Source organism: Roseiflexus sp., assembly GCF_057785375.1.
Map to the genome: position 1 here is coordinate 1 of NZ_JBYNRX010000014.1, position 25,749 is coordinate 25,749.

The following is a 25,749-nucleotide window of genomic DNA, read 5'->3' on the forward strand; positions in this document are numbered from 1 at the left end:
GACATCCTCTGCGGTGTCGTTCGGCGAAACCACCTCAACCGCCAGATCGGGCGGACCCTCGAAGAACCCGGCGCGACCGCGCTGGTGCGCGGCCCGTTCCGCCGCGACGAACGCCACATCCGGCGCGCGCACCGTATCCGGGTTGCGCGCCAGAATGAACCCGGTTTCGACGGCATAGACGACGCCCAACCGATGCTTATGCACGAAGGCGTGGATGAACGCCCCCAGTGTCATCGCCAGTTCACCATGTTCCGCGCCGGCCGGCACCATTGTGATCACCTCTCCGCGCACAAGTTCGACCCGCTGCTCCCCGAACGACATCTGCGCCAGGTCTTCGGCGGTTAGCGTTGCTGCTGCCACACTCATCGAAACCTCTCCTCATCGGGTATCAACAGTGCTGCGCGCGCCTTCCTCAGTCGCCGTCGTCAGCGGCGCATCAAGGCCGGTATACCTGCCGCACAGCGCAAACCAGCGGACCTTCAGCACATCGCGCAGGTTCCGCCATGAATCGCGCAGCGGGTTGACCTTCGTCTCTTCGCCGTACTGCCAGACCACCGGCACTTCAGCGATGCGATAGCCCCGTCGCACTGCCAGATAGAGCAGCTCGACATCGTAGGCAGTGACTGCCGCCCCTTCGACGTGCGGTGCATCATCCCCATAGATGCGCACCCGCCGGAAGAGATCGTGCGCCACGACGCGCCGCAGCGCCTTGAAGCCGCATTGGGTGTCCTGAATGCCCCCGACCGCCACTAGGCGCACAATGGCATTGAAAATGCGCCCCATCACGTGGCGATACCACGGCTCGCCAATTCGTCGCGCCCCCAACCCTTCACGCGACCCGATCGCCACATCGTAGCCACTCTCGAGATACCGGCGCAGCCGCTCCCACTTCTCGATTGGCACCGCAAGATCGGCATCGCAGAGCAAAATATACTCGCCACGCGCCATCAGCGCACCTGCCCGCACTGCATACCCTTTCCCCCGGTGATCCAGTCTCAGCAGGAAAAGGTTGCGATGCACATCGAGCTGCCGATCGACATAAGCCGCCGTCCCATCAGTGCTGCCATCATCGGCGACAATCACTTCCGCAGGATACGGTTGCTGCGCCAGATACTCCAGCACGCGCCGCAACGTCGCCGGCAGCCGGCGTTCTTCGTTGTACGCCGGGATCACGACTGAAAGATAGGGAGCAGGCTCGATGGAGGTCACGGTCACTCCTTGTCAATAACGTGTTTCAACCGCCAGAGGACTGATATGCCTGCCTGTTGTGCGACGGCGTTTGCGCACAAATCGAGGCAGTACCCGCAATCCATCGAACTGCCCACGTAAACGGGCGCGTGCCGCGGGTTCACGGATATGCCAGAGCGAATGCAGTGCAAACCCGATCTGCGACCAGATTAGCCGGGGCCAGTAGCGCCGTATCTGTGGCGCAGGCATATTCTTTGCCCAGACGAGCATAAAGTTGCGTCCACAGTAGTAACTTGCCAGCGCCCCCCCCCCGGTCGCGCTCAACCGGTGATACACCACGGCGCGCGGGACATAGATTGTACGCATGCCGCGCAACCTGGCGCGCACATTCAGATCGACATCCTCACAGTACATAACCAGGTCCTCATCGAAGACCCGGCCATCCTCCGCCAGTTCTTCCAGCGCCGCTCGCCGATACGCTGCGGCGCCAGCACAGGGACCAAACACCTCTTCCATAACGTCGAACTGTCCCACGTCGCGCTGCCAGACGCCCCGACTGCCGGGAACGCCATCGAGACGGTAGTAATCGCCGGCTGAATGAAAGTGATCGCGCCGGTCGAACAACATCATTTTACTGGCGGCGAAGGCATACGCCGGGTAGCGATCCAGCGCGCCGATCAGATGCTCCAGCCAGCGCGGATGCGCCTCGGTGTCATTGTTGAGCAGCACGACGTACTCGCCGCCGGTTGCTTCGATGCCAGCATTGACCGCCGCTGCCAGCCCACGATTGTGCGGTAAGGCAATCACCTGCACTTCAGGGTAGCGCCGCCGTACCAGGGCAACCGAGTCATCCGTGCTCCCATCATCCACAACAACCACGCAGAAATCGCGCCGCGTCTGCGCCCGCAGCGCGTCGAGACAGGTCGGCAAAAGTGAGGCGCCGTTGTAATTTGGAATGATGATGTCGATCATGGAGAACCGAGAACCAAGAACCAGGGATTAGGGGTTAGATCGCTTGCTTAGCATGCAACCTTCCACCTGCCACCTTTCCGCCTTCAACCTGTCTCTGAACCACAGAGACGCAGAGAGCATAGAGAGGCGCGCTTCACCCTCTCTCTGCACCCATCCGTCCAACCCGAAACCTTCCCACCTTCAACCTGCCAACTTCCCATCTTCCCATGTGCAACGTTCCCACGGGCGCCCCTACGCTGGCGCACGTTCAACGTTCAACGTGTAAAACCTTCCCACATATTCCGCCAGCGCCTCTTCCCACGGACGCAGACGGATGCCCAGAGCAGCGGCGGCGACGTTGCGCAGCGGCGTATACGGCGGCACCCGGCTGGCGCGCTGATACTCCGCCAGATTCATCGGGCGCAATGTCACGTCGGCGCGCCCTGCCAGTCGCAGCACTGCTGCCGCAAATTCGTAGCGCGAACAGAACCCTTCGTTGACCAGATGATACGTCCCGTAGTACGGCGTTTCGACCAGGCGCGCAATGGCGGCAGCAGCATCAGGCGCATAGGTCGGGCTGCCGATCTCGTCCACAACCATGGCGATCTCACTGCGCTCACTTGCCAGGCGCAACACAGTGCGCACAAAGTTGCGCTCGCCGCCAAACAGCCAGGCAACCCGCACAATGTAGAATCGGCGCAGCAGTTCTCGCACCGCCTGTTCGCCAGCCCACTTCGAGAAGCCATACGGATTAATCGGCGCAGGACGGTCATACTCCAGGTACGGCGATGACGCCGCACCGTCGAAGACCTCATTCGTGCTGATATACACGAGCGACGCATCGAGCGCCTGACACGCCAGCGCCACGTAGCGCGTTCCCAGCGTATTCACGCGATAGGCGCGGTCGGGATCACGGGCGCACCCATCGACATTCGTGTAGGCTGCCGGGTGAATAACGCACTGCGCGCCGGTTGCAACCAGTGTCTGTACACAATCGGGACGCTCCAGGTCCAGATCGGCGTGACTCAACGGAATGATCTCGTGCACGCCTGCCAGAACGCGCTGCAACGCCTGCCCCAACTGTCCGCTCGCACCGGTCACCGCAATGCGCATATCGCCTCCTCGCCACATCCTGGCATTACGGTATGATAGAAGATTGTCGGGTGAGCGTCAAGGATGGCGCTCGTTTCGCCGTTACTCGACCCGTTTCTCAGGTACAATAACAGGTAAGGAGCAAGTGGCGCGAGGCGAGGGGCGAGAGGACGCGCCGGTGACAGGTGCGAAGGCGGAAGGGGCGAATTCGATGTTTCTCGGTGTTCTCTGTGGCTCTGTGGTGAAAAAACGGCAGGAAGGCGAGGTCGCCAATGCACATGCGCTGGATAGGAATCACGCTGGTTGCTTTGCTGGCGACAACGCTCATGGCAGGTATCATTGGCATCGGCGCAGTGCAGCGTCGTGTCATTGATGCACCGCACATCAACCTGACGCTGGGTTCATTTCACATACGCGCCTTCGCCACCCATACGCCGAATTGCCGCGTGCCCAGCAACCAGCCAGGCAATTCGTTCTGTTCATCTCACTCGATCTATTCAACCGACGAATATTATGTTGTATGGCTCCTGAACCGCTCCCGCCGCAGCGCAGTCACCTTCGAGGCAGCGCACCGTCTCGCCGTCATTCGCCTCGATCCCGACAGTACGCCGTGATAATCAGATCGTCTCCCGGCATTCCGGTTCTCAGTTCTTGGTTCTCAGTTCTTGGTTCTCAGTTCTCAGTTCTTGGTTCTCAGTTCTCAGTTCTTGGTTCTCAGTTCTCAGTTCTTGGTTCTCAGTTCTCAGTTCTTGGTTCTCAGTTCTCAGTTCTCGCAACCCGCATGCCCCGCACTACGCCTGCAATCCTGCTCCTCGCCCTCATCCTCACCACTGCCGCGCCGCAACCGCCGCAACCTCCATCCACCCCCGCCTGTCCGCGCGTTCATCACACCGGACCACACTCGCTCATCATAATGCTCTACGCATCAGAATACGACTGCACCGAAGAGATTGCGCGTTCCCTTGCTGCAATCGCCGATGACCAGACTCTCGAACGTCTGATCGCCCTGACCGCTCCCGACTTCCACAGCCTGACGCGCCGCAACGCCCTGCGCGTCATCGGTCGCATGGCGGAGCGCCCGCCGAACGAACCGGCGCGCCGGGTTGTGGTGCGCGCTGCGCCGCTGCTGCGCCCCCATCTGCTGATGTTGCTCCAGACCGACCCGCACGACGATGTGCGCGCCGATGCGATCTGGATTCTCGACACCTTCTTCTTCCCGGCGTATGACGCGCAACCGGCATTCACCTCAATTGCGCTCACATCAGGTGGCGGGGCGAATCTGCGCACCCGCGCGGCATACGCCGCCACGCGCCTGATCGCCACGCGCACCGGACCCCTCAACGACGACGATCTGGCATTTCTCCTGGCAGGACTGCAATCCGACGAACCCGGCGTGCGCGCGCGCGCCGCCGACGCCATTGCGCGCCTGCGCGACGATCAACTCGACGCGGCGGCGCGCGCGCGCGTCACCACAGCCCTGAACGCTGCCTGGGACACAGCCGCGCGCCTGGCGCCCGCCGATAGGCTCCCGATGACGCCTCCCGCCCTCCACGCCGGACGCTTCATCTCCGGCATTCCCGAAACGGCGCCAGGACCCTTCGCTGCGCGCGCGGCGCTTGCCCGCGCCCTCGACCGCTTCGGCGGCGAGCGGTTCGCTGCGTTGCGCGCCGAGTTCGAGGCGATCCATCTCCCATCGTGCCTCGATCAGCCCATGGTGCGAATCTGCGCCGGGTCGCCAGCGGCAGACCTTCTCGCCATCGCTGCACGGCTGGAACATCTGCGCACCACATTTTTCGACCTGACCGGTGCCACCGATCCCGTGCCTGGCGATCCCCACGAGACGCTGACGATCAAACTCTTCGCCAACCGCAGCGTCTTTCGCGAGTACATGCTGGCGTTCGTCGGCTTCGGCGCCGATGTCGATGGGATCTACGTCGAGCGCGACGGCGTGCTCTCCACCTACGAGCGCGACGCTGCCGAAAGCGCCAACACAACCAACGCGACCATCGCCCACGAGTTTGGTCACTACCTGACCGGACGATACCTCTTTCCCGGCGGCTGGCACGATCCCGGTTACCATGCCGAACCAAAAGGGTGGTTCGACGAAGGCATCGCCGAATACCTCGCCAGCCTCAGCGACCCCGGCTCCGGCGCACGCGCCGCGCTCGACCGCATCTGCTCACGCCCCGTTCCTCCCGACCTGACGCGCCTGCTGGCGCAGCGCGCAGGATACGACCAGTATGGCACATTCGCGTATGATGAGGCGTGGGCATTCGTCACCTTCTTGATCCAGGAGCGACCAGGCGCCGTGCGCGCAATCGCCGCCGCCTTTCGCGCCAACACTTACCGCCAGAGCGATGTACCAGCGATCGCTGGCGCGCCATCGCTCGCAGCGCTCCAATCGGAATGGCACGCCGCGCTGGCGCAGTGGTGTAGCCGAGGTCATACCTGAAGCGCCTGCCGAAACCAGACAAGCGCCGCCTCGCCCTCTTTGCGCGTGATCTCATTCACTGTACGGCTGTGGCGAATGCTGTTGCGCAACTCAGCAAGTTGATCAAAGCGCCTGGTAAAACTCTCTTTACTGGCGAAACGCGCCTGGAAGAGCGGCCATAGCGCACCGTTAACAATAATGTCCTGCAGCTCGCGCAAATCAGCGTACTCGAGCATCCCTGCGAGTGTTGCGTAGTAGGAGGCATCCAGAGCAGGATTCTTCTTTGCTGCCGATTGCGTGCGTTCGTTTATCTTCTGCCGAATGTGAGAAGGAAGTTTACCCGGATCACTGCTAAGGGTTTGATCAATCAGTGTACGCAGCGCCAGTTCCACCGCTTCCACATCTGCGTCCAACTCACGGAGACGAGGCGACAGATCAAGACGCTCTTTGACCAGCAGATCCTCGATCGCCTCCTGAAAGGTTCGCTGGCGTTCGGCAAGAAACGCCTCGAAATCGTCAGGCGTGAACGGATCGCGCAACAGAATATCGAAGCCGTTGAGGAGACAAAGTGCGTCTCCAGCGTTTCCCGGACGACTGCTTCACCATTCCTGCGAATAAGTTCGGGAAGGTACAGGTTCGGTAATCGCTCGCGAATGAGAAGACGATTAGTCTCAGCAGTGAGCGGTGTGCGGTTCAGGATCGAGTCGATAGATGTCGCAAGATTGCGATCTCTTGCCCAACTCTTGGGAACGATGTGATGGTCATCGAGATCGCTATGCTGAGGCACGCTGCCCATCATCCAGTCGCGCGCGCCGCGCACGATCAGCAGGTTGAAAATGCCATTGTAGACTGATGTACCACGACGAGTCTCACGGCGCAGGTCAAGGTTGCGAAAACGTGTTTTGAACTCGGCGATGAGGCCAGGTTCTACGGTGTCATTCTCAAACCAGGCTTTCAGGTCCAGAAAGTCTCGCGCTGAAGTAGACTCAACCGCGCCTGAATAGCGATTGGTGAAAACGCTGGCCCAGTACCAGCGCCGAATTTTGCGCTGTGCATCCAGTTGACGATCCGGCGGAAGATGACGAGCCACCTCTTGAATTGCTGCAAAGACTGGCAGGATCGAGACATAGGGCAAATATTTCGCAGAGATGGCGCCAAATTCCTGAGGATGACGCAGCAGATCAATAGCTCGGACGAGTGCATCGACAGACTGATGCCAGAGTCGCTCAAATTCAGCAACACTCTGGATCGGCACTTCTTTCCGCAGCGATCCATCCGGTTCACGCACCTTCTTCTCTTGTCCAGGAAGCAAATAGTAGAGATATTGAGGCGAACAGTATGCCTGAAGCAGTATCGACATCACCTGAAGGATATAGACGTTCATCCGTTCAGATTCGACGAAATTAAGCTTTTTCGCTGCTTCGCGCCACAGGCTCTTTAGTTGAAGACCTTTTGGTTTGAGCAGAGCATTGATTAGATCAAACACATCGAGACGAATGCCACGACTATTGATCTGAGTGAAAATGTCGCACACCTTGTTGATCTCGAGGTCTTGGTCGAGTTCAATATATGCAATCTGATATTGTTCGGTGATACCCTTCAAATACTCGCCAAAGGCGCGTGCGTTCTCTACGTGACGGACTACAATCTGAGCCTCCTGATTGTCGCCCATGTTTCGAGCCGCCGTTTCTTTCTCCCGCCAGTGCTTCTCATAGCCCTGCACCCAATTAGGCAATTCCCAACCGCTCTTTCCTACAACAGCGAGCGGAAACATATGGGTCTCAAACTGAGCGTTGCGATCAGCTAAAATATTCTCGCCCCGTTTTGTCCAGTCATATTCAAAAGCCTCATCGTAAACCTCTTCCATGAATTTATCTACACAGATAAAGTACAGAAAGCGCCTTGATCGATCAGGCGCTGGAGCATCAGGCGCCATGAAGGCATAATACATCGCGGTGAGGCGCTGCTGACCATCGAGAACAATGTGAGAGGGATCGCCTTTCCCAGAGAATCCGTACAGCGGCTCGCACGCCAGCGCTTCAAAGTTCTGCTTCTTTCCTTTCCAAAGCAGGAGGCTGCCAATATAGTAGTCTAGAAAAATTGATCGCATCAGCTCACGAATATCCGAAGGCTTCCACTCGAACTCGCGCTGAAAGTCTGGAATGACGTAGCGACCTTCCCGCAACCGACCAATCAGGGTATTGAGGCTGATGTGATCTGGTTTCTGCACGTCTTTCATATGGCTACGCTCCCGAAATCATTCTATATGTATGCGCCTGTGTTGAGATAAGACGAGCACATCGTCGCCATTTAGCGACGTCAACTGCCGGTTTTCAATTTCTGGCTCCCGGTTCTTAACCCCCTAATCCCTACCCCCTACCCCCTACCTCCACATCCGCCAGCCGCTCCAGCAGCAGGCAATACCCCTCCTGCCCACGCCGGAAACTGCTCAGGCGGAAGAATTCGTTTGGCGAGTGCTGGCGCTCATCTTCCAGCGCAAACGCGAAGTTGACGGTGTAGACCCCCAATTCGTCCAGCAAAATGGTGCAGATCGGGATGCTGCCGCCGCTGCGCACTTCATACGGCTCGCGCTCGTACATGTGCACCAGCACATCACGCGCGGCGCGGTTCCCCGGATGATCGAACGGCATCAGGTACGGCTTCGCCAGAAACTTCAGCGGCGTCACCGTGACTGTCACACCCGGCGGCGTATGCTGCTGCACGTGCGCCTTGAGCAACTCCACGATTGTCGCCGGGTCCTGATTGGCAACCAGTCGGCAGGTGATCTTGGCATGCGCCTCGGCGGGCAGCACCGTCTTCACCCCTTCGCCCTGGAACCCGCCCCAGACCCCATTGATTTCGAGGGTGGGGCGCGCCCAGGTGCGCTCGTAGACCGTGTATCCCGCCTCCCCCCACAACGCCGTCACCCCCAGGTCTGCCATATACGCGGCTTCATCGAAGGGAACCGAGGCAAACCGCTGTCGCTCATCATCGGTCAGCGGCTGCACCGCATCGTAGAACCCTTCGACCAGAATGCGCCCGTCGGCGCCGCGCATCGACGCCAGAATAGCAGCCAGCGCATGGATCGGGTTCTGCACCGCACCACCGTAGAGGCCGGAATGCAGGTCACGATTCGGACCACGTACATCGATCTGCACGCCGCACCCACCACGCAGACCGGTGAGGATCACCGGTTCGGTCTCACTCCACTGCCCGCCATCGCTGCTCACCACCAGATCGCACGTCAGCATCTCGCGGTGTGACGCCACGAACACCGGAATCTGCGGACTGCCGATCTCTTCCTGACCCTCGAACAAAAACTTGACATTCACCGGCAACGTGCCCCTGGTACGCAACAACGCCTCAACCGCGAGGATTGGCGGCAACATATTTCCCTTATCGTCCGATGCGCCACGCGCATACACCCGTTCATCGCGCACCACCGGCTCAAACGGCGGATGGTCCCACAACTCCAGCGGATCGGCGGGCTGCGTGTCGAAGTGCCCGTAGATCAGCACCGTCGGCTTCCCAGGCGCGTGGAGCCAATCGCCATACACAACGGGATGCCCGCCGGTCGGCAGGACCTGCACCGATTCGATGCTAGCGGCGCGCATCCGTTCCGCCACCCACTCCGCAGCGCGCTGCACATCCCCCGCATGCTCCGGCAGCGCCGACACGCTTGGAATATGGAGAAAATCGAGCAACTCCGCAAGAAACCGGTCTTGCTGTTCGTTCAGGTATGTCTGCCAGGTCATTGAAAGCCTCCTGTGGATGGTCAGAGCAAAGAATCGTGGCGAAAATCAGCAGTTTGGGGACTGTAGCAGCCGATTATCGGCACAGAACGCCTGGCTGTCAAGCCGCAACCTGAATGCCTGGACACCCTTCTTCTGGCGATTCTTAATCAACCACAGAGGCACAGAGGACACGGAGCCACCCCCGTCGGCGCGCCACACCCCGCGGGCACGCCACGGCGTGCCCCTACCAATTCCCCACGCGGGCAGGCCACACCCCGCGGGCAGGCCACACCCCGCGGGCGCGCCACACCCCGCGGGCGAATCACCGGCGCGCGGGCACGCGGGCACGCCCCACCCTGCGGGCACGCCACACCCTGCGGGCACGCCACACCCCGCGGGTACGCCAGGGCGTGCCCCTACCATCTCCTTACGGGCGAATCACCGGCGCGCGGGCACGCGGGCAGGCCACACCCTGCGGGCACGCCAGGGCGTGCCCCTACCATCTCCTTACGGGCGAATCACCGGCGCGCGGGCACGCGGGCACGCCACCGGCGCGGGCACGCCACGGCGTGCCCCTACCATTACCCCACATGGGCGCGCCATCCCCGTGGGCGCACCACGGCGTGCCCCTACCATTTCCTGGCGGGCGCGTCTTCTCACCTGCAACGGTTTGCGACGTTGCGGTGCACGGTTTGCGACGTTGCGGTGCAACGTCGCTACGGGGACTATCCCGCCTTCAACTTGCAACTTTCCCACCTGTCCACCTTCAACCTGTAACCTGTTGATGTGCTACCATACACGCACAACAGATTCCGTAAGAGGAGCCCTGACCCATGCACACGTCGCTTAATGCTCGAATCACATCGCTGGCACTCATGGTACTGACGCTTATCCTCGCCGGGTGCGGCGACCTCGGCGGGTTGCTTGGCAGCCAACCCACACCCGCGCCGATCATCCTTATTGCAACCGCTACACCCGCGCCGCCGGGGCAGCCGACCCCCACGACCGACATTGCTCCGTCGCCAACGGTTGCGCTACCCGATACTCCAGTGGCGACTTCTGCCCTTCCCACCGCTGCGCCTCCCACGCCTGCGCCAGCGCCGCAAAAAATCCTGGCGCGCGTCAAGGAACGCGGCTACCTGATCTGCGGAACCAACGCCGATCTGCCGGGCTTCGGCTTCTACGACAATGTGCGCCAGACGTGGAGCGGCTTCGATGTCGATTTCTGCCGCGCCGTCGCTGCTGCAATCTTTGGTGACGCGACAAAAGTGGAGTTCGTTGCGCTTGTCACCGGACCCGGACCAAACAACCGGTTCGACGCCGTGCGCGAAGGGCGCGTCGATGTGCTGTTCCGCAACACGACATGGACGCTGGGGCGCAACATCAGCGGGCTGGCATTCGGTCCCACAACATTCCATGACGGTCAGACCTTCATGGTGCGAGTCAAAGACCGGATTACAAAACTGGAAGACCTGGCAGGCAAGACTATCTGTGTCGCCAAAGGCACGACCAGCGAGCAGAACCTCAACGACGACTTCGCTGCGCGCGGGATTCAGTTCACCGCTCGCGTCCTCAACGGCGAAGACGAACTCTACCCGGCTTATGACGAAGGGGAATGCGACGCAGTGACCAGCGACAGTTCCCAGCTCGCCGCCAAACGCCAGCAACTCAAAAACCCTGATGACCACGTCATCCTCGGCGACCGCATCTCACGCGAGCCGCTCGGTCCTGTCATTGCCCGCGACGACAATCAGTGGCTCGATGTGATCAGTTGGACGGTTTTTGCCACGATTTATGCCGAAGAACTGCGCGTCGATCAGCGCAATGTTGATCGCCTGCGCACCAGCACCGCCGATCCGCGCATCAAACGTTTGCTCGGACTTGAAGGAAACTTCGGCGAGGGATTGGGGCTGCCGAACGACTTCGCCTACCAGATTATCAAGCAGGTCGGCAACTACGGCGACATCTACAACCGCAACCTGGGACCGAACACCGTCATCAACCTCGACCGCGGACCAAACAAGGTCTGGAACCTCGGCGCTGGCGGCGTGCTTGCCTCCCCGCCGTTCCGTTGATACACGGCGGTGCGCCGAGCAAGTCGAAGCGCGCTGCACTGAGCGAGTCGAAGTGCGCTGCACTGAGCGAGTCGAAGTGCGGAACATACGGTTTATTTCCCGATGGCGTCTTTCTGGTGGAGCGACGGGGATTCGAACCCCGGACCTGCTGCGTGCAAAGCAGCCGCTCTCCCAACTGAGCTACCGCCCCGAAACAAAGCGAGAATTGAGCGTATCTCAATTCTCCGCTTATCTGGTGGGCGTAGGTGGACTCGAACCACCGACCTCGATCTTATCAGGATCGCGCTCTAACCTGCTGAGCTATACGCCCCTAACTGTATTGTACCACACCAGCGCACAACGCGCTACTCTGCACTCACGGGGGGATAAGATACCACGCTGCGGTGTCGCTGTCAAGCGCCGTAAACGCCAGGGCACAGGCGCGGCAGCGCTCTTCGTGCGCTCAGCACTTCGACCGGCTTATACTAACTTGCAGTCAGTCAGACGCCCGGTTCCCAAGGCGTAACAATCCACAACGCCCTGGCAGCAGCAGCCCCAACGGGGCTTGCACGTGCGGTGAGCATAGTCGAACCGCGTCCTCAGCGAGGGCTTTCGTCCGCAGCGCCCCAGCGTCCTGCCGCGCGCTCCGCGCAGTATAGTACGAATGATCCGCACATTAGTATTAGAGCAACACGTCGGGCTACCGCATGACAATGTGCGCTGCTGCTCCCCTCCAGCAGCGCACATTCCTCTCGTGCGTCCTGTGTGGGCGGCGCCCTTCGCTTCCCTACCCGCCTTCACCGCACGAACAGCGGCAGAAACACGCGATTTGTCGACCCAGGACGCCACACCGCCTCGAGCGCAACCCCGTCCGTGGTAACCGGTCCCGTCGCACCGGTCGATACATCCAGCCACCAGATATCGGTTCGGCCATCGAACTGCTCGAGCGTATAGACTAGGTAAGCCCCATCCGGCGACCAGCTCAAACTGCTGATGAGTCGACCATGATCGGCGAATAGCAGCATGCGTGGATTGTTGAGACGCTGGAGATTATAGAGCATGATCGCAAACGTGCGATCACTCACATCCGCCGAAGGGCTGGTCGTCACCCGCACCACGGCGAAGCGTTCGCCATCCGGCGCCCATACAGGTTCGCGGTCGGCATTGTTGGTAAGCAACCGTCTTTCGGGCGGCTGGGCGCCAGGGGTGGCTTCCCACACCCCATCGGCGCGATTGTTGCGCGACGATGAGAGATCAAAACCATCGAACAGCACCTGTCCATTACGATTGACGCTTGGTCGCGTCGCGTGCTCCGCCAGAGTCGAGAGAGCGATTGAGGGGGGAGTAACGCTGAGAATATCGGATCGTCCGCCCTGCGCAAAACGTCCATCGCAAAAGACGCCGAACCCTGTCTGGCTCAGAACGATTCGATTGTTATCCGGCATCCACTGAACCCCGGAAACCCGGAGGATGAGGGATGGGGTTTCACTGCGTTCTCCAGGAGTCGGAACGAACGGACAACGCGATCCCTTCCGGCTTTGCGTTTGATAGATCTGTCTTGCGCCACTGCCATCGGCGTTCAGCACAGTGACCGCAGACGCACTCAGGTTATTCTGCGGATCGGGGTCGGGCGCGGGCCGGGCCAGGTATTGTTGTCAACCACAGCAATGCGCTGGCCATTGGGTGACCACGCGGGATGTCGTACATTGCCGAGCAGCCCGCGATAGATCAGTTGGACGTTGCCGCCGTCTGTGTCCATGCGATACAGCCAGCGGTTCTGCCCCTCACGACGGACGACCGCCAGCGGACGGCTGCCGTCGCCGCGCAGCGCCGGCGGCAGGGGCGATGCAATGGTGCGCTCATCAGCGGCAACGACCCGCACATCATCGATCAGCAAGACCGTGTCTGGTCCGACATCAGTGCGACCTTGAATCACAATGCTGAACCGCAGCGTCCTGCCGCGCACCCTATCGAGACGATCACCCTGGAGTACGGTGCGATACAACTGCCACCCCGGCGGCTGGTCGGTTGCGAACGATCCCAGCTTGACGCCATTCAGGTTCGGATCAAACTGGTACAAACCTTCCGCCAGGAACACATCGACCGACGTACCTGCGGCGGCGCGAAACCAGAAGGAAACGGTCACGGCGTCGGCATTTGCGGGAATGCTGATCTGCTGAGTCAATATCTGCTTTGGCGTCGTCAGATCGGGCAGTTGCGGGCAATCGCTGCCATCAGCATCCCTGCCCATCAGAATGGCATAGCGTCCTGAATAGACGAACTCGGCGCCGACCGATCGAGCATCGATTAGAACCACATTGCCGCACACTTCCCAGCCCTCGCCTTGCTGCTCGAAACCGCCGTCCTGTATCAGATTAAGCGCGTTCGTCGGCGCCGAAGACTGCGAGAGCGCCATCGTTCCGCTGCCGAACAATCCGCATACGCATACAAAGAGCAGAATGCGCCGCAGCACCCTTCCGCGCATCTGCGTCCACGCTCATCGAAACACCGGTTGAATAGGCACAACCATCCCCCTTCGTACACGTTCGCTCATTCCATTTCATTGTTCCGGCATCAGCCATCACACCACTATCGCAAAACATTACTGAGATGTTTATCATTACGATAGCATAACTTCCCGTCTCGCGATATCTGAACCGCACACTATGAATATTTTGTCATCAGGGTCTTGTAGTACCATGCGCCCGGCGCCCTGTAGAAGACCGTGGACACCCGCATGCGTCCACAGGGAAGGCGCGCAGTAACACCGTCTTCGCCCCTGGCGACCACAACGCCGCCACCGCGCCGTTCCCATTGTCAAAGGTGACAGAAACCGTTTATGAATGGATCTTCGAATGAAGGAACAGGCAATGCGCCTGGAGTCGCTGGATATTGCCCTTTTCTATGAGCATCCCGATGCTGGAACCTGGTCACTGCTCGACTTGCAGGAACATCGCGGGGTGATCCACCCGGATGATCTTGAACCAGAGGCGTTCCTTCGCGCTGCTGGCGCTATCGATATGTATTGCGACCGTTTCAAGCGTTTCTTGCACACCTCCTCTCCCGCAAGCGGGGACGCGGGAGAGGGGGCAGGGGGGTGAGGAAGAAAAAGGCTTCGAGACGCGGCAAATACCCCTCGCATCCAAAAAACTCTACACCCGTGGGGACGCACCCAAGCCCCTCACCGCGCCATGACCGGGAAATGCTGCCGGTACACCGGCAATCCGGCGAGTTCGCGGTAGACCAGGTAGGCAGGACGCCAGCGTTCCGGGTCGCCATCAATGGCGTAGCATGCTCCGCCGGGGCAATTTTCACCCGGCTGCGGCGCGCGAAACGGAATACGCACCAGCCCCCAGCGCTGCGCATTCGGTCCGTCCGCCGGCGGAAAATCTTCGTACTTGAACCAGAAAATGTGCGCCACATCGCCGCGCGCCGCCAGCGACACGTAGACATCGCGCAGAAACTCCGCCTGCCCTGCCTCGGTCTGCGGCGGGATCGGTCCACGCGGTCCGTCCACATCGAACCCGACGTTGTACCCGATCTCGGTGATCCAGAACGGCGCATTCGGATCGCCCGCCTCCGCGAGCGCCGTGCGCATCCGGTTCAATCCGCGGTCGACCAATACATCGTTCGGCGAGAGGCGGATCTCCTCCGGGTACGGGTGATACCCGATGCCATCGACGGGCCAGCGACCGTGGGTATTCTTGAATATCTGGAACGGCTCGCTCGCATACATCTGCTTTAGATAGTTAGCATCGGTCAGGATCGTCTGGTCGCTTACGCCGTCGGTTGTGCCACGCGGATGCAACCCGCCGGCAACGATTTCCGCGTGGGCGCAGCGATACGGCTCCGGGCGCGGCAGCGGCGGAATGCCACGACAAAAACGGTACAGTTTCGTTATCATCCGCGCCACGATGACCGGCTCGATGCCGTCACCCGCCGGTCCGCCGGGCAGGTACTGCGGCAGGCGGTTCTGCTCGTTCAGCACCTGGTACGCCGCCACCCGCTCGCCATAGCGGTCTGCGATCATCAGCGCCCGTGTCAGCCACTCATCCATGTAGCGGTTCACGCCGCCGCCATAGATCGACGTTTCGGTGAATGGACCGGTGTTGAGCACGTGCGCATCCGTACCCTGAATCAGGTCGAAACCGAGCAACCCCAGCACCTTGAAGCCATGGCGAGGCGCCACTTCATTGATAAAATAGTCGTTCTTGGCGATTTCGCGCTCGATGAAATCCGGCGGCAACTGCGCATCGAGCGGCGCGGCAATCCGAAAATCGAGGCGCACCCAGCGCACACCCATCTGCGCCAGTGCCGATCCCATGCGATCCTGAAAGGTCTTATTCGGCTGACCGGGAAATGCGGGGTTGGTGTCGAAATCAAACCAGGGGTCACGAATGACGATGCCCATCAGATCGGGCGGAACCGTGGCAGGCGCCAGCGTCGAATATTCCTGCGCTATCGCCGGCGGCGCCGTTTGGATCGGGAGCGTTCCTGTCGCTGCGAGCATGAACGCCATCAGGATCACGCACACTTCGGCACATCGTAGAAACCGTTTCTGCGTGTCACTCCTGCCTGTGCGCATCGCCTTCTTCGCCGATCTCATCGATGCGCCGTCGCAACCCCAGGGCAATGCCGACCGCCAGTGCGCTCGACGCCATCGCCAGCGACAGACCGATCAGCGGTCCTGCCAGGTTCTCATCACGCGCAGCAGCAACCGCCGGCGTCGGTGTCGGTTCAGCCGCCAGCGCCGCCGGCAGAACAACCATGGACAGCAGCGTCGCTATGATGAGCAGACTGACCGTACACCATCGCAATGCACAAACCTGGTGCATGACGGCTCATTCTTCCTGCAACGGCTTCGAACGCACAGAACGTATCACTTCCTGCGCTCTGCGTCGAAACCATCTCCATCCATGTATCAACGGCGCCGGACCGCACAGGATAATTGCCAGCGCCATAATAATCAGTAATCCGGGCAATCCCGTTTCCAGCACAGAAGCGTCCCTATCATCAGCGACCGGCGATATTCGGTCGTATTACGTGCAGAACCTCTGACACTATACCATTCTTGCGCCCTGCGCAGGATAAAAACGCGGTGAGAAATTCACAACCGTATCACCTTTACGAAGTTCGTCGCGCCACGTGTGGCAATCGGATGCCCGCCGGTCACGACGATCTGTTCGCCAGGGCGCGCATATCCTCGACCGATCAACACGCCCCTCACTGCTTGTTCCAGATCATCGAGCCGATCCACATATGGGCTGAGAATAGGCGTCACACCCCACACCAGGCTCAACCGCCGGTAGACCGCTTCGGAAGGAGTGAAGGCAAAGATCGGTGTCTTTGGCCGCTGCCGCGCCATCAGACGGGCTGTGTTGCCGCTCGTGGTGAAAGCCACAATCGCAGTCACCGGCAATGTTTGCACAATTGCATGCACCGCAGAACTGATTGCCGCTGCGACCGTCGGCTGCTCGTGGAAGCGCCACAGCACCTCGTGGCTGTGGTCGCCGCGCCGTCCGCTGGCTTCGGCGACTTCCGCAATCCGCGCCATCATCCGCACCGCCTCGACCGGGTAAGCGCCGGTGGCCGTTTCACCGCTGAGCATCACCGCATCCGTGCCGTCGATAATCGCATTGGCGACATCACTCGCCTCGGCGCGCGTCGGGCGCGGGTTGCGGATCATCGAGTCGAGCATCTGCGTTGCGGTAATAACCGGCTTGCCCGCCATGTTCGCCGCTTCGATCAGTTGCTTCTGCACAATCGGCACCTGCTCCGGCGGCATCTCGACCCCCAGATCGCCGCGTGCGACCATAATCCCGTCTGCCGCTTCCAGAATGGCTTCGAAGTCGTGCAACGCCTCCGGCTTCTCGATCTTCGCAATCACCGGCGTGGACGCGCCCGCAGCCGCGATCTGCGCCTTGATCTCCACCAGGTCTGCTGCTCGCCGCACAAATGAGAGCGCCACATAGTCAACCCCTTGCGCCAGACCAAACAACAGATCATCGCGGTCTTTGTCGGTGAGCGCCGGTGCGCTGACGTTGATCCCCGGCAGGTTGATGCCCTGGTTTTCGCGTAGTTCCCCGCCAACCACGATTTCCGTCTCAACCTCATCACTCGAAACACGCACCACCTGCGCTTCGATCAGCCCGTCGGAGATCAGAATCCGATCTCCGGGACGCACATCGCGTGACAGTGCGGCATAGGTGGTGCTGACCATGCTCGCGGTTCCCGGCGTCTGCTGCGTCGTAATCGTGAAACGGTCGCCAGCGCGCAGCATCACCGGCTTGCGATCAACCAGCGGTCCGGTGCGGATCTTCGGTCCTTGCAAGTCCTGCAACAGCGCCAGGGGGCGCTCTTTGCGCGCAGCAATCTCGCGCAATATCTGAATCCGTTGAGCGTGCTCTTCGTGGGTTCCGTGTGAGAAGTTGAGGCGCGCGACATCCATCCCGGCGGTCAGCAACCGCTCGATGACCTCAGGGCTGTTGCTGGCCGGCCCAATCGTTGCAACAATTTTTGTGCGGCGCATATGCTCCTGCTCTGTTATGGGGCAACGGTCACCAGGGGCGTCAGTTTTGCCAGCAATGCAGGACCGATGCCTTCCACCTTGCCGAGATCATTGACCGATTGAAACGGTCCCTCCCGTTCGCGCCATTCGACGATCCGACTCGCCAGCACGTTGCCGATGCCTGGCAGTGCATCGAGTTCAGCAACTGTTGCCCGGTTCAGATCAAGCAATCGCCCAGAACCTGCGCTGGCGCTCCTTTCTTCAGGCGTCGCCTCCACACCCGTCGTTCCACCCCCATGCCACGGCACCCGCACGTGCTGACCATCAGCAACCGGCGCTGCCAGGTTGATCCGCTCGATGTCGGCATCATCGCTCAACCCGCCTGCCGCCAGCACCAGATCCTTTACCCGCGCCCCAACCGGCAACTGATACACATCCGGCGCGCGCACGGCGCCACTCACATAGGCAACGATATATGCCACGCTCGTTGGCGTTGCTGTGCGCGCCGGCACATCCTGGTCAAGACTGTCTTCAACAAACGTATCGTCGATAACGTCCGCCGCCGGTTCGTTGGGTCCTGATTGCACGCCCTGCGGAGTCAGACGCTCCAGCGCCGTTTGCCCGAGGATGCCCGCTCCCAGGGCGAAGAACAACGCCGCTGCCACCAGCGCCTTGCGCTGCATCAATTCACTGAACAACTCCACAACCACGCTCCCGGGATAATCATTGCCGCGCCAGGACGCGAATTTCGCGCCCTTCTCGTTCCATTATCCCGAAAACGCACCACCGCGCAACGACCTGTTGGTCACCTGCGCGCGCTATCCATCGTACCATGCCCATCAATACCAGAAGCCCGTCGACGCCGCCGAGTCTGTGTCGGTTTCAGGCGAGAGGCGAGAGGCGAGAGGCGAGAGGCGAGAGGTGAGAGGTGAGAGGTGAGAGGTGAGAGGCGAGAGGTGAGAGGTGAGCCGTGCGCCCCTGCGCATTGCCATGTCACACCCGAAGTCCTCACCTGACCTGCCTGCAACCTGCAACCTTTCCATCTTCTACCTTCACGCGTGCATTGCACAACCTTCAACCTTCAAGTCTCGGTTCGCTCATTTTTGTGCAAGGCTTCCTGATGCCCTAAAACGGAACCGTCTTCACGACTGCGTCTTTATTTGTCAAGTCGCGGATCGCATCAGGAAGCCATCCGTTAGAAAGATAAGCGAACAGTGAGTTCAACCTTCAACCTTCAACGCTCCCCCTGCTTCTTCGTCCGCGTCGTCGGGGTTGCAGCCGCGCCATTCACGCCGGGTTTCCCCCGTTTCCCATTGGCAGTCGCGCCGGTTTTCGTCGGTTTCTCTGCCGCCGCGCCATTCGCACCGGGTTTCGCCCGTTTTCTGGCGGCAGCCGTCTCTGCGTCGGCAGCCACGCCATTATTGCCGGTTTTCGCCCGCCTCCTGGCAGCGGTCGCCTTTGCATCCGTTGCCGCCGGTTCTTCCGCCTGCGGCTTCGACGCTCCGTTGGCGTCGGGCGTGTATTGGGCGACTTCGTCCAGCGAATTGACCAGGTAGTCACACTTTGGGTAGCGGCTGCATCCGAAGAATGGTCGCCCGAATTTGCCGCGCCGCTCGAGCAGTTCGCCCTGACCGCACTTCGGGCAGGTGACGCCGGTCGATTTCGGCGGCGGCACCGGCTTCCCCTGCTTGTCGAGCCGCTGCGTGTTCTTGCACTCCGGATACCCGCTGCATCCCAGAAATGGACCGAAGCGGCTTTTCTTCAGCACCATCGGTCGCCCACAGACATCGCACATGACATCGCTCATCTCCGGCGATGATGGCGCGTCCAGCACGATGCGCCCATCGCTGTCGCGGTGGAAGTCGCTCGTGAAATCGCACTCCGGGTAGCGGTTACACGCCAGAAACTCGCCGTTCCTGCCGAACTTGACTGCCAGTTGGCCCTGGTTACACCGGGGACAGGTCAGATCGGTCAGGATTTCTTCGCGCTTGACGTTGCGCATGCTACGCTGCGCATCTGCCAGTTTTTGCTCAAACGGTTCGTAGAACGCGCGCAGCACCGGCGCCCATTCCTTTTCTCCCTCGGCGATGTCGTCGAGTTGCTGCTCCATTTCCGATGTGAAGCCGTAATCGACAATGCTTGGAAAGTGCTCCACCAGCAGATCGGTCACGACTCGACCGAGCGTGGTCGGCACAAGTTTTTTATCGGCGAGTTCGACGTATTCGCGCTCGATGATCGTTGAAATCGTCGGCGCATAGGTCGAGGGACGCCCGATCCCTAGCCGCTCCAGTTCCTTTACCAGGCTGGCTTCGGTGAAGCGCGGCGGCGGCTCGGTAAAGTGTTGCATCGGCAGCAATTGCAGGAGATCGAGCATTTCCCCTTCCTCCAGCAACGGCAACCGCCGCTCGCTATCCTCGTCTTCTTCGCCTTCGTCCAGGCTGATGTTGTAGACCGCCAGGAAACCGGGGAACTTCAGCACCGAACCGGTGGCGCGGAAGGTGTACGGGTCGCTCCCTGCGCTGCGTGTAATCTCCCGTCCGGCGCCAATGTCCACCGTCGTACTGTCGAAGATCGCCGCCTCCATCTGGCTGGCGACGAACCGCTTCCAGATCAGGTCGTACAACCGGTACTGGTCGCTCGTGAGATGCGGTTGCACCTGTTCCGGCGTGCGGCGGCTGAGGGTTGGGCGAATTGCCTCGTGCGCCTCCTGCGCTCCCTTCGTCTTTGTTTTGTAGACTGGCGGCTTTGGCGGCAGATATGCCTCGCCAAACCGCTCACGAATAACCGCGCGCACCTCTTCCTGCGCCTCGCGCGACACATTCACGCTGTCGGTGCGCATATACGTAATGAGGCCGACCAGTCCTTCATCGCCGCCAATATCGACGCCTTCGTACAACTGCTGTGCCACCGCCATGGTGCGTTTGGCGGAAAAGCCGAGTTTGCGTCCGGCTTCCTGTTGCAATGTGCTGGTGGTGAATGGCGGCGCCGGACTGCGCCGTTTATCACGGCGCGTCACCTTGCGCACAACATATGCGGCGCCTTCCAGATCGGCAATAATCGCTTGCGCCTGATCGCCCGCGCCGATGTCAAACTTCTCGAGTTTCTTGCCGGCGCGCTCGATCAGGACGGCGCGGAAGGCGTCGCGCTGCGCATCGCTCGCGTTCTGTTTCAACAGGTCCGCTTCGATAGTCCAGTATTCTTGGGGAACGAACGCCTCGATCTCGCGCTCACGCTCGACCACCAGACGCACCGCCACCGACTGTACCCGCCCTGCCGACAACCCGCGCCGCACCTTGTCCCACAGCAGCGGCGAGAGTTTGTAGCCCACCAGACGATCCAGCACGCGCCGCGCCTGCTGCGCATCGACCAGCCGGCGGTCGATGTCGCGCGGCGACGCCATGGCGCTGCGCACTGCGCCAGGCGTGATCTCGGTGAAGACCACCCGGTAGACCGGCTTGCTGCGTGGAATCTTCGCCGCCTCGGTAATATGCCAGGCAATCGCTTCCCCCTCACGGTCCGGGTCGGTCGCCAGATAGACGGCATCCGCCTGACGGATCGATTTGCGCAGGGTGGCGATAATTTTCTCTTTGCCCGGCGAAATCTCGTATGCCGGCGCAAAGTTCGCTTCCAGATCAACGCCAAGATCGCTCTTCGGCAGATCGCGCACATGCCCCATCGACGCCTCGACCCGGTAGCCCGAACCAAGATACCTCTGAATTGTGCGCGCCTTCGCCGGCGACTCGACAATCACCAATTTTTCGCCCATATCCAGTCCAGTTCCAGATCACCATTCCAGCATTGGTGTGCAAGGGTACATCCCGCAATCTCTCACCCGTGCCACTATAGAGGTTGATGATCCGCTTGTCAAGAGTATATCCGCTGCGTGCTATAATGCGGCGCCCGGTTGAATTGCGCCGCATATCGGCAGAGGTTCTCAACCACGTGACCTTTGTTATTCTCACGTTCATCATCCTGGCGCTCATCCTGGTCGGCGCGATCATCTCCCACGCGCTGCCCGCCGCATATCGCGCAGACGAACCGCTCGAACGATACTTTGAATATGCGTTGATCGGCGCGTTGCTCAACGGATGGCTGGCGTTCGCTCTGGCGCAGATCGGCGTCTTCTCCGCGCCGCTGCATGCCGCTATCATCATTGCCCTTTGCCTCATTGCCCTGTTCATCGGGCGCCGCCGCACACCCGGCGCTCCGCTCCGGCTCATGAACGTATGGAGACGTTGGGATATGGTGAGGAGCCGTTGCGATGCAACGTCGCTTCATTCAACGTTCAATGTTCAACATTCAACGCCTCTGCTCCTCGTTGCTCTCCTCCTCATTTTCGCTCTCCTCGTCTCCCGCCCTTTCGAGACGATCATTGGCGTGCGCGACGCTGGCGTGTATGCCAATGCCGGATTCATCATGGCGCGCACCGGTTCGCTCACCTTCGCCGACCCGCTGGTGGCGCAGATCGCCGCCGATCAGCAGTCACCCGATCCGGCGCTCGCCGATGCAGCGCGCCAGGCAGAGACCAACTTCCTCGGCGTGCAGAATCCGCAGCGCTTCATCGCCACCCGCCTGCGCGCCGCCGGGTTCTTTATCGACCAGGGGGACCTGGCGCGTGGGCGCGTCGTGCCGCAGGGGTTGCACCTCTTCTCGGCATGGATTGGACTGATCGCCGCGTTTTTCGGATTGCACGCCGGATTGCTCGCGCCCGCCGTCACCGGTCTGCTCGGCGTCTGGGGCGTCGCCATGCTCGCCCGCCGCCTCGCCGGTCCCTGGGTGGCGCTCCTGGCAGCGCTCTTCCTAGCGCTCAACGCCGTTCAGGTCTGGTTCAGCCGCTACACCACTGCCGAAACCACTGCGCAGTTCCTCGTCTTTGCCGGTCTCTACGCCTTTGCCGCCGCCTTCGGTCGTTCAACGTTCAACACGAACCGCGACATGCCCAAGATCCAACCGGCAATGCCCGGCGTTCAACCGGAAACGTCTGACACTCTGCGTTCAGCACTCAACGTAGAACACGAAACGCTCAATGCAAATCGCGCAACGCCCGAAACCGATCCGCAACCGCCTGATGCACGACCTTCAACCTTCAACCTTCAACCTTCAACCTTCAACCTTCAACGCGAAATGGTCCTCGCCCTTCTCGCCGGGCTGACGTTCGGGCAACTCGCGCTGACGCGCATTGAATTCTTTCTCGTTTTGGGTCCGGTGGCGCTCTACCTGCTCTACACCTGGCTCGCAAGCCGCTGGAGGCCGCCACACACCGCGCTGCTGGCAGGGACAGGCGCCATGCTGCTGCACGCCGGGTTGCAGATCGCGTTCCTGGCGCGCGCCTATTTTTTCGATACGCTCTTTGCCCGTCTCCAGGATTTTGCGCTCACCGCCGCACTCGCACTGCCGTTCCTCACCCCGACCTTGCGCCAGGTCTATCTGTTGCGCCCCTGCTCGCGCCTGACGATGCAACCCTGCCCACCGATCGCCGGCATGCCGCCGACGGTCGATGCGCCGCTGAACTGGACCCGTATCGGCAGCGAAACGCTGATCGTCGTTGTGATTGTCGCTACCCTGATTGCAATCCGTCGTCTGAACCTGATCGCCCGCATCGTGCCGCCGCTGGCGCGCCTGAATCGTCCATTGCGCTTGCTCGCCGCCATTGCGGTTATCGGGCTTGGCGGTTATGCTTACCTCATTCGCCCGCAGGTCCTGTCGCTGTCGGTCATCGCTGCGCTCCCCACATGCCTGTCCCCGGAACAACTGACGAACCCACAGGGCGCATGCCTGACATTGCAGGGGTACGTCGGTGCGCCGATTGCCACGCCAGCCTATATCGATCCGCTTGCCGCATGGATCGACCGCGCCATTGGCGCTGTGCGCGGCCGCGTGACCCCGCCGCTCGACGCATGCATCGCGCTGCGCCGCGCCACGTTGCCCGCAGCCGCCCATGGACGCACGATACCGGAAGTCATCCGGGACGGGTTGCTCGACCAGACGAAGATTGCACCAGAAACACTGACCACGCTGCGCGCCTGTGATCGCTACGTGCTGCGCGACTTGTTCGGCGCAGCGCAGGCGAACCTGGTGCGCCTGGGGTGGTACCTGTCGCCGCCGGGGATCGCCCTTGCGCTCATCGGCCTGGCGCTGCTGGTCTATCGCATCGACTCATCATCCTGGCTCTTCCTGGTCATCGCCGCTGTCACCTCGGTCGTGTTCCTGCGGCTGACCTACGGAACCAGCGACCAGCACTACATCTACATCATGCGCCGCTACGTCCCGCACGTCTACCCGGCGTTCGCCATCGGCATCGCGTATGCCATCGCCCGCATGCCTTTGAACATGCGATCCTTTGTGGAGACGTTGCAATACAACGTCTCTACGCCGCCGCCTTCCTCTGTACCGGCGGCGGATTGCACCGCCTCTACAACTCTTGACGCTCCACCCATTACGCCCGCGCCCGAATCACCGCCGCCCAACCTTCAACCCTCAACCCTCAACCTTCAACCTTCAACGGTTCTCCGCCTCTTCCTCACCCTTGCCCTCTCTCTGTTCCTGGTCGTCACCGGACGCCCCACGTTCCACCATACCGAGTACGCCGGCGCGCTGGAACAGATTGGGGCAATGGCAAACCAATTCGATCCGGGCGCCATTGTGCTCATGCGCGGCGGCGCGCCGTCGTTCGCGCAGGCGCGCGACATCCCCGACTTGCTCGCCACACCGCTCACCTTCGCCGCTGGCACTGACGCATTTGCGCTGAAAAGCCGCGACCCTGGGCGGTACGCATCGCACCTGGCGCGCTACATCCGCCGCTGGCACGACCAGGGACGGCCGCTCTACCTGGCGATTAGCGCAAGCGGCGCGCTCGTCCTGCCGGGATGGCGGCTCGAACCCGCAGGACGGCTGCAACTCGACCTGCCAGAGTACGAACAGCCAACCGATCACAAACCCTCCGCCGTCCAGCGCTTCACCCTCGATTTTGCGCTCTACCGCCTGTTGCCCGAAGAACAGCAGTCGGCGGAACCGCTGCCGCTCAGCATCACCCCCGATGACTACGCCTACCAGGTGCGCGGCGTCTACCGCGCCGAACGCATCGGCAACCGCCTGATCGCCTGGACCGACGGCGACGCGCTTTTCCGCCTGCCTGCGCCAACGACCGAACCGCTCACCATTACCGCGACGCTTGCTGCCGGCACGCGACCGGCAGCGCTCACCGGCGAAACCTGCCTGGCGCTTGCCGCCGAACCCGGCTACTCCGCCGATGACGCAGCCCAGGCGGTATTCACCACGCCAGTCTGTATCACCCCTGGCGACGAACCGACGGTCATCATGCTCATCGCCGATCCGCGCACCCTGCCGCACTCACCGACCGGGCACATCCTGCTGCGGGTGCAGACCCCGCCGTTCATCCCTGCGCGCGACGATCCCGCAAGCCACGACCCACGCCGCCTGGGGGTGCAGATTGTGGGATTGAATATAGGCGAGGCGGCGCCAGCGCCCCATCCAGCGCACGGAGTTTCAGGGCAGGAGGCAGGAGGCTAGAGGCAGGAGGCGGGAGGCAGGAGGCGGGAGGCAGGAGGCGGGAGGCAAGGGGCAGGAGGCGGGAGGCAGGAGGCGGGAGGCAGGAGGCGGGAGGCAAGGGGCAGGAGGCGGGAGGCAAGGCCGCCAGCGCCCCATCCAGCGCATGGGGTTTCAAGGGTGATAAGGGGGCGTAGGGGCGATGCGGCGCCTTGCCCTGTGCAAACGCGCCGCATCGCCCCCTCCTCCCCTCTCCCCTCGTGGAAGAGGGGGGCAAGGGGGGTG

General features: G+C 61.3%; 20 protein-coding genes and 2 tRNA genes. 5 read left to right on the plus strand and 17 right to left on the minus strand.

Going from position 1 to position 25,749, the window contains the following annotated elements; translation table 11 throughout:
- The 4 genes from AC3EA7_RS02605 to rfbD all read right to left on the minus strand — a co-directional run.
- On the minus strand, positions 1-366 hold a 366-nt coding region (locus AC3EA7_RS02605; RefSeq protein WP_488612469.1), incomplete at its 3' end, for a Uma2 family endonuclease.
- Between the two features lie 12 nt (positions 367-378).
- Positions 379-1,209 carry a dolichyl-phosphate beta-glucosyltransferase gene (locus AC3EA7_RS02610; protein ID WP_488612470.1) on the minus strand — a complete coding sequence of 277 codons (831 nt, stop codon included), beginning with the start codon at positions 1,207-1,209 and terminating at the stop codon, positions 379-381.
- A 12-nt stretch (positions 1,210-1,221) separates the two neighbouring features.
- Positions 1,222-2,160 (minus strand): glycosyltransferase family 2 protein, encoded by a 939-nt coding sequence (locus tag AC3EA7_RS02615; RefSeq protein WP_488612471.1) that lies wholly within the window; start codon positions 2,158-2,160, stop codon positions 1,222-1,224.
- Between the two features lie 231 nt (positions 2,161-2,391).
- On the minus strand, positions 2,392-3,252 hold the full coding sequence (rfbD, locus tag AC3EA7_RS02620) for a dTDP-4-dehydrorhamnose reductase (protein ID WP_488612472.1): 861 nt from the start codon (positions 3,250-3,252) through the stop codon (positions 2,392-2,394).
- 251 nt (positions 3,253-3,503) lie between these two features.
- On the opposite strand from rfbD, the gene AC3EA7_RS02625 reads away from it, so the two are divergent.
- Positions 3,504-3,845: a hypothetical protein gene (locus AC3EA7_RS02625; protein WP_488612473.1), complete on the plus strand. Its 342-nt coding sequence runs from the start codon at positions 3,504-3,506 to the stop codon at positions 3,843-3,845.
- A gap of 30 nt (positions 3,846-3,875) precedes the next feature.
- On the opposite strand, the gene AC3EA7_RS02630 is transcribed toward AC3EA7_RS02625, so the two are convergent.
- Complete coding sequence (locus AC3EA7_RS02630; RefSeq protein ID WP_488612474.1) at positions 3,876-4,007, minus strand: hypothetical protein; 132 nt, start codon at positions 4,005-4,007, stop codon at positions 3,876-3,878.
- Positions 4,008-4,144: 137 nt separating this feature from the next.
- On the opposite strand from AC3EA7_RS02630, the gene AC3EA7_RS02635 reads away from it, so the two are divergent.
- The gene (locus AC3EA7_RS02635) at positions 4,145-5,683 is read left to right on the plus strand and encodes a collagenase (protein WP_488612475.1); all 1,539 of its coding nucleotides are present in this window, start codon (positions 4,145-4,147) and stop codon (positions 5,681-5,683) included.
- On the opposite strand, the gene AC3EA7_RS02640 is transcribed toward AC3EA7_RS02635, so the two are convergent.
- The 3 genes from AC3EA7_RS02640 to AC3EA7_RS02650 all read right to left on the minus strand — a co-directional run bounded on the left by AC3EA7_RS02640 (position 5,674) and on the right by AC3EA7_RS02650 (position 9,417).
- Positions 5,674-6,054 (minus strand): hypothetical protein, encoded by a 381-nt coding sequence (locus tag AC3EA7_RS02640; RefSeq protein ID WP_488612476.1) that lies wholly within the window; start codon positions 6,052-6,054, stop codon positions 5,674-5,676. The genes AC3EA7_RS02635 and AC3EA7_RS02640 overlap by 10 nt on opposite strands.
- On the minus strand, positions 6,030-7,901 hold the full coding sequence (locus AC3EA7_RS02645; RefSeq protein ID WP_488612477.1) for a GmrSD restriction endonuclease domain-containing protein: 1,872 nt from the start codon (positions 7,899-7,901) through the stop codon (positions 6,030-6,032). Before AC3EA7_RS02645 ends, AC3EA7_RS02640 begins: the two co-directional genes overlap by 25 nt.
- A gap of 130 nt (positions 7,902-8,031) precedes the next feature.
- Positions 8,032-9,417 carry a dipeptidase gene (locus tag AC3EA7_RS02650; RefSeq protein WP_488612478.1) on the minus strand — a complete coding sequence of 462 codons (1,386 nt, stop codon included), beginning with the start codon at positions 9,415-9,417 and terminating at the stop codon, positions 8,032-8,034.
- 812 nt (positions 9,418-10,229) lie between these two features.
- Between AC3EA7_RS02650 and AC3EA7_RS02655 the strand changes: the two genes are divergently transcribed.
- Positions 10,230-11,471, plus strand: a complete 1,242-nt coding sequence (locus tag AC3EA7_RS02655; protein WP_488612479.1) for an amino acid ABC transporter substrate-binding protein — start codon at positions 10,230-10,232, stop codon at positions 11,469-11,471.
- A 114-nt stretch (positions 11,472-11,585) separates the two neighbouring features.
- Here AC3EA7_RS02655 and AC3EA7_RS02660 read toward each other — a convergent pair.
- The 4 genes from AC3EA7_RS02660 to AC3EA7_RS02675 all read right to left on the minus strand — a co-directional run bounded on the left by AC3EA7_RS02660 (position 11,586) and on the right by AC3EA7_RS02675 (position 13,935).
- Positions 11,586-11,661 (minus strand) — tRNA-Ala (locus tag AC3EA7_RS02660).
- Between the two features lie 43 nt (positions 11,662-11,704).
- A tRNA-Ile gene (locus tag AC3EA7_RS02665) sits at positions 11,705-11,781 on the minus strand.
- A gap of 466 nt (positions 11,782-12,247) precedes the next feature.
- A complete protein-coding gene (locus AC3EA7_RS02670; protein WP_488612480.1) occupies positions 12,248-12,895 on the minus strand; it encodes a hypothetical protein in 648 nt (215 codons plus the stop codon).
- 158 nt (positions 12,896-13,053) lie between these two features.
- Positions 13,054-13,935, minus strand: a complete 882-nt coding sequence (locus AC3EA7_RS02675) for a TolB family protein (RefSeq protein WP_488612481.1) — start codon at positions 13,933-13,935, stop codon at positions 13,054-13,056.
- A gap of 370 nt (positions 13,936-14,305) precedes the next feature.
- Between AC3EA7_RS02675 and AC3EA7_RS02680 the strand changes: the two genes are divergently transcribed.
- Positions 14,306-14,551 carry a hypothetical protein gene (locus tag AC3EA7_RS02680; protein ID WP_488612482.1) on the plus strand — a complete coding sequence of 82 codons (246 nt, stop codon included), beginning with the start codon at positions 14,306-14,308 and terminating at the stop codon, positions 14,549-14,551.
- Positions 14,552-14,631: 80 nt separating this feature from the next.
- On the opposite strand, the gene AC3EA7_RS02685 is transcribed toward AC3EA7_RS02680, so the two are convergent.
- The 5 genes from AC3EA7_RS02685 to topA form a co-directional block, all read right to left on the minus strand.
- A complete protein-coding gene (locus tag AC3EA7_RS02685) occupies positions 14,632-15,960 on the minus strand; it encodes a hypothetical protein (protein WP_488612483.1) in 1,329 nt (442 codons plus the stop codon).
- Positions 15,961-16,015: 55 nt separating this feature from the next.
- Positions 16,016-16,285 carry a hypothetical protein gene (locus tag AC3EA7_RS02690; RefSeq protein WP_488612484.1) on the minus strand — a complete coding sequence of 90 codons (270 nt, stop codon included), beginning with the start codon at positions 16,283-16,285 and terminating at the stop codon, positions 16,016-16,018.
- Between the two features lie 272 nt (positions 16,286-16,557).
- Complete coding sequence (pyk, locus tag AC3EA7_RS02695; protein ID WP_488612485.1) at positions 16,558-17,979, minus strand: pyruvate kinase; 1,422 nt, start codon at positions 17,977-17,979, stop codon at positions 16,558-16,560.
- Between the two features lie 14 nt (positions 17,980-17,993).
- Positions 17,994-18,662: a helix-hairpin-helix domain-containing protein gene (locus AC3EA7_RS02700; RefSeq protein ID WP_488612486.1), complete on the minus strand. Its 669-nt coding sequence runs from the start codon at positions 18,660-18,662 to the stop codon at positions 17,994-17,996.
- Positions 18,663-19,192: 530 nt separating this feature from the next.
- On the minus strand, positions 19,193-21,724 hold the full coding sequence (topA, locus tag AC3EA7_RS02705) for a type I DNA topoisomerase (protein ID WP_488612487.1): 2,532 nt from the start codon (positions 21,722-21,724) through the stop codon (positions 19,193-19,195).
- Between the two features lie 176 nt (positions 21,725-21,900).
- Between topA and AC3EA7_RS02710 the strand changes: the two genes are divergently transcribed.
- Positions 21,901-25,488: a hypothetical protein gene (locus AC3EA7_RS02710; protein WP_488612488.1), complete on the plus strand. Its 3,588-nt coding sequence runs from the start codon at positions 21,901-21,903 to the stop codon at positions 25,486-25,488.
- The last annotated feature ends 261 nt before the right edge of the window (positions 25,489-25,749 follow it).

What these genes read in the sequence shown, in the direction of transcription:
- AC3EA7_RS02615 (WP_488612471.1), bottom strand. Translation starts at nt 2,160, where the DNA reads ATGATCGACATCATCATTCCAAATTACAACGGCGCCTCACTTTTGCCG.
- rfbD (WP_488612472.1), bottom strand. Translation starts at nt 3,252, where the DNA reads ATGCGCATTGCGGTGACCGGTGCGAGCGGACAGTTGGGGCAGGCGTTG.
- AC3EA7_RS02625 (WP_488612473.1), top strand. Translation starts at nt 3,504, where the DNA reads ATGCACATGCGCTGGATAGGAATCACGCTGGTTGCTTTGCTGGCGACA.
- AC3EA7_RS02635 (WP_488612475.1), top strand. Translation starts at nt 4,145, where the DNA reads ATGCTCTACGCATCAGAATACGACTGCACCGAAGAGATTGCGCGTTCC.
- AC3EA7_RS02645 (WP_488612477.1), bottom strand. Translation starts at nt 7,901, where the DNA reads ATGAAAGACGTGCAGAAACCAGATCACATCAGCCTCAATACCCTGATT.
- AC3EA7_RS02650 (WP_488612478.1), bottom strand. Translation starts at nt 9,417, where the DNA reads ATGACCTGGCAGACATACCTGAACGAACAGCAAGACCGGTTTCTTGCG.
- AC3EA7_RS02655 (WP_488612479.1), top strand. Translation starts at nt 10,230, where the DNA reads ATGCACACGTCGCTTAATGCTCGAATCACATCGCTGGCACTCATGGTA.
- AC3EA7_RS02670 (WP_488612480.1), bottom strand. Translation starts at nt 12,895, where the DNA reads ATGCCGGATAACAATCGAATCGTTCTGAGCCAGACAGGGTTCGGCGTC.
- AC3EA7_RS02675 (WP_488612481.1), bottom strand. Translation starts at nt 13,935, where the DNA reads ATGCGCGGAAGGGTGCTGCGGCGCATTCTGCTCTTTGTATGCGTATGC.
- AC3EA7_RS02680 (WP_488612482.1), top strand. Translation starts at nt 14,306, where the DNA reads ATGAAGGAACAGGCAATGCGCCTGGAGTCGCTGGATATTGCCCTTTTC.
- AC3EA7_RS02685 (WP_488612483.1), bottom strand. Translation starts at nt 15,960, where the DNA reads ATGCTCGCAGCGACAGGAACGCTCCCGATCCAAACGGCGCCGCCGGCG.
- AC3EA7_RS02690 (WP_488612484.1), bottom strand. Translation starts at nt 16,285, where the DNA reads ATGCACCAGGTTTGTGCATTGCGATGGTGTACGGTCAGTCTGCTCATC.
- pyk (WP_488612485.1), bottom strand. Translation starts at nt 17,979, where the DNA reads ATGCGCCGCACAAAAATTGTTGCAACGATTGGGCCGGCCAGCAACAGC.
- topA (WP_488612487.1), bottom strand. Translation starts at nt 21,724, where the DNA reads ATGGGCGAAAAATTGGTGATTGTCGAGTCGCCGGCGAAGGCGCGCACA.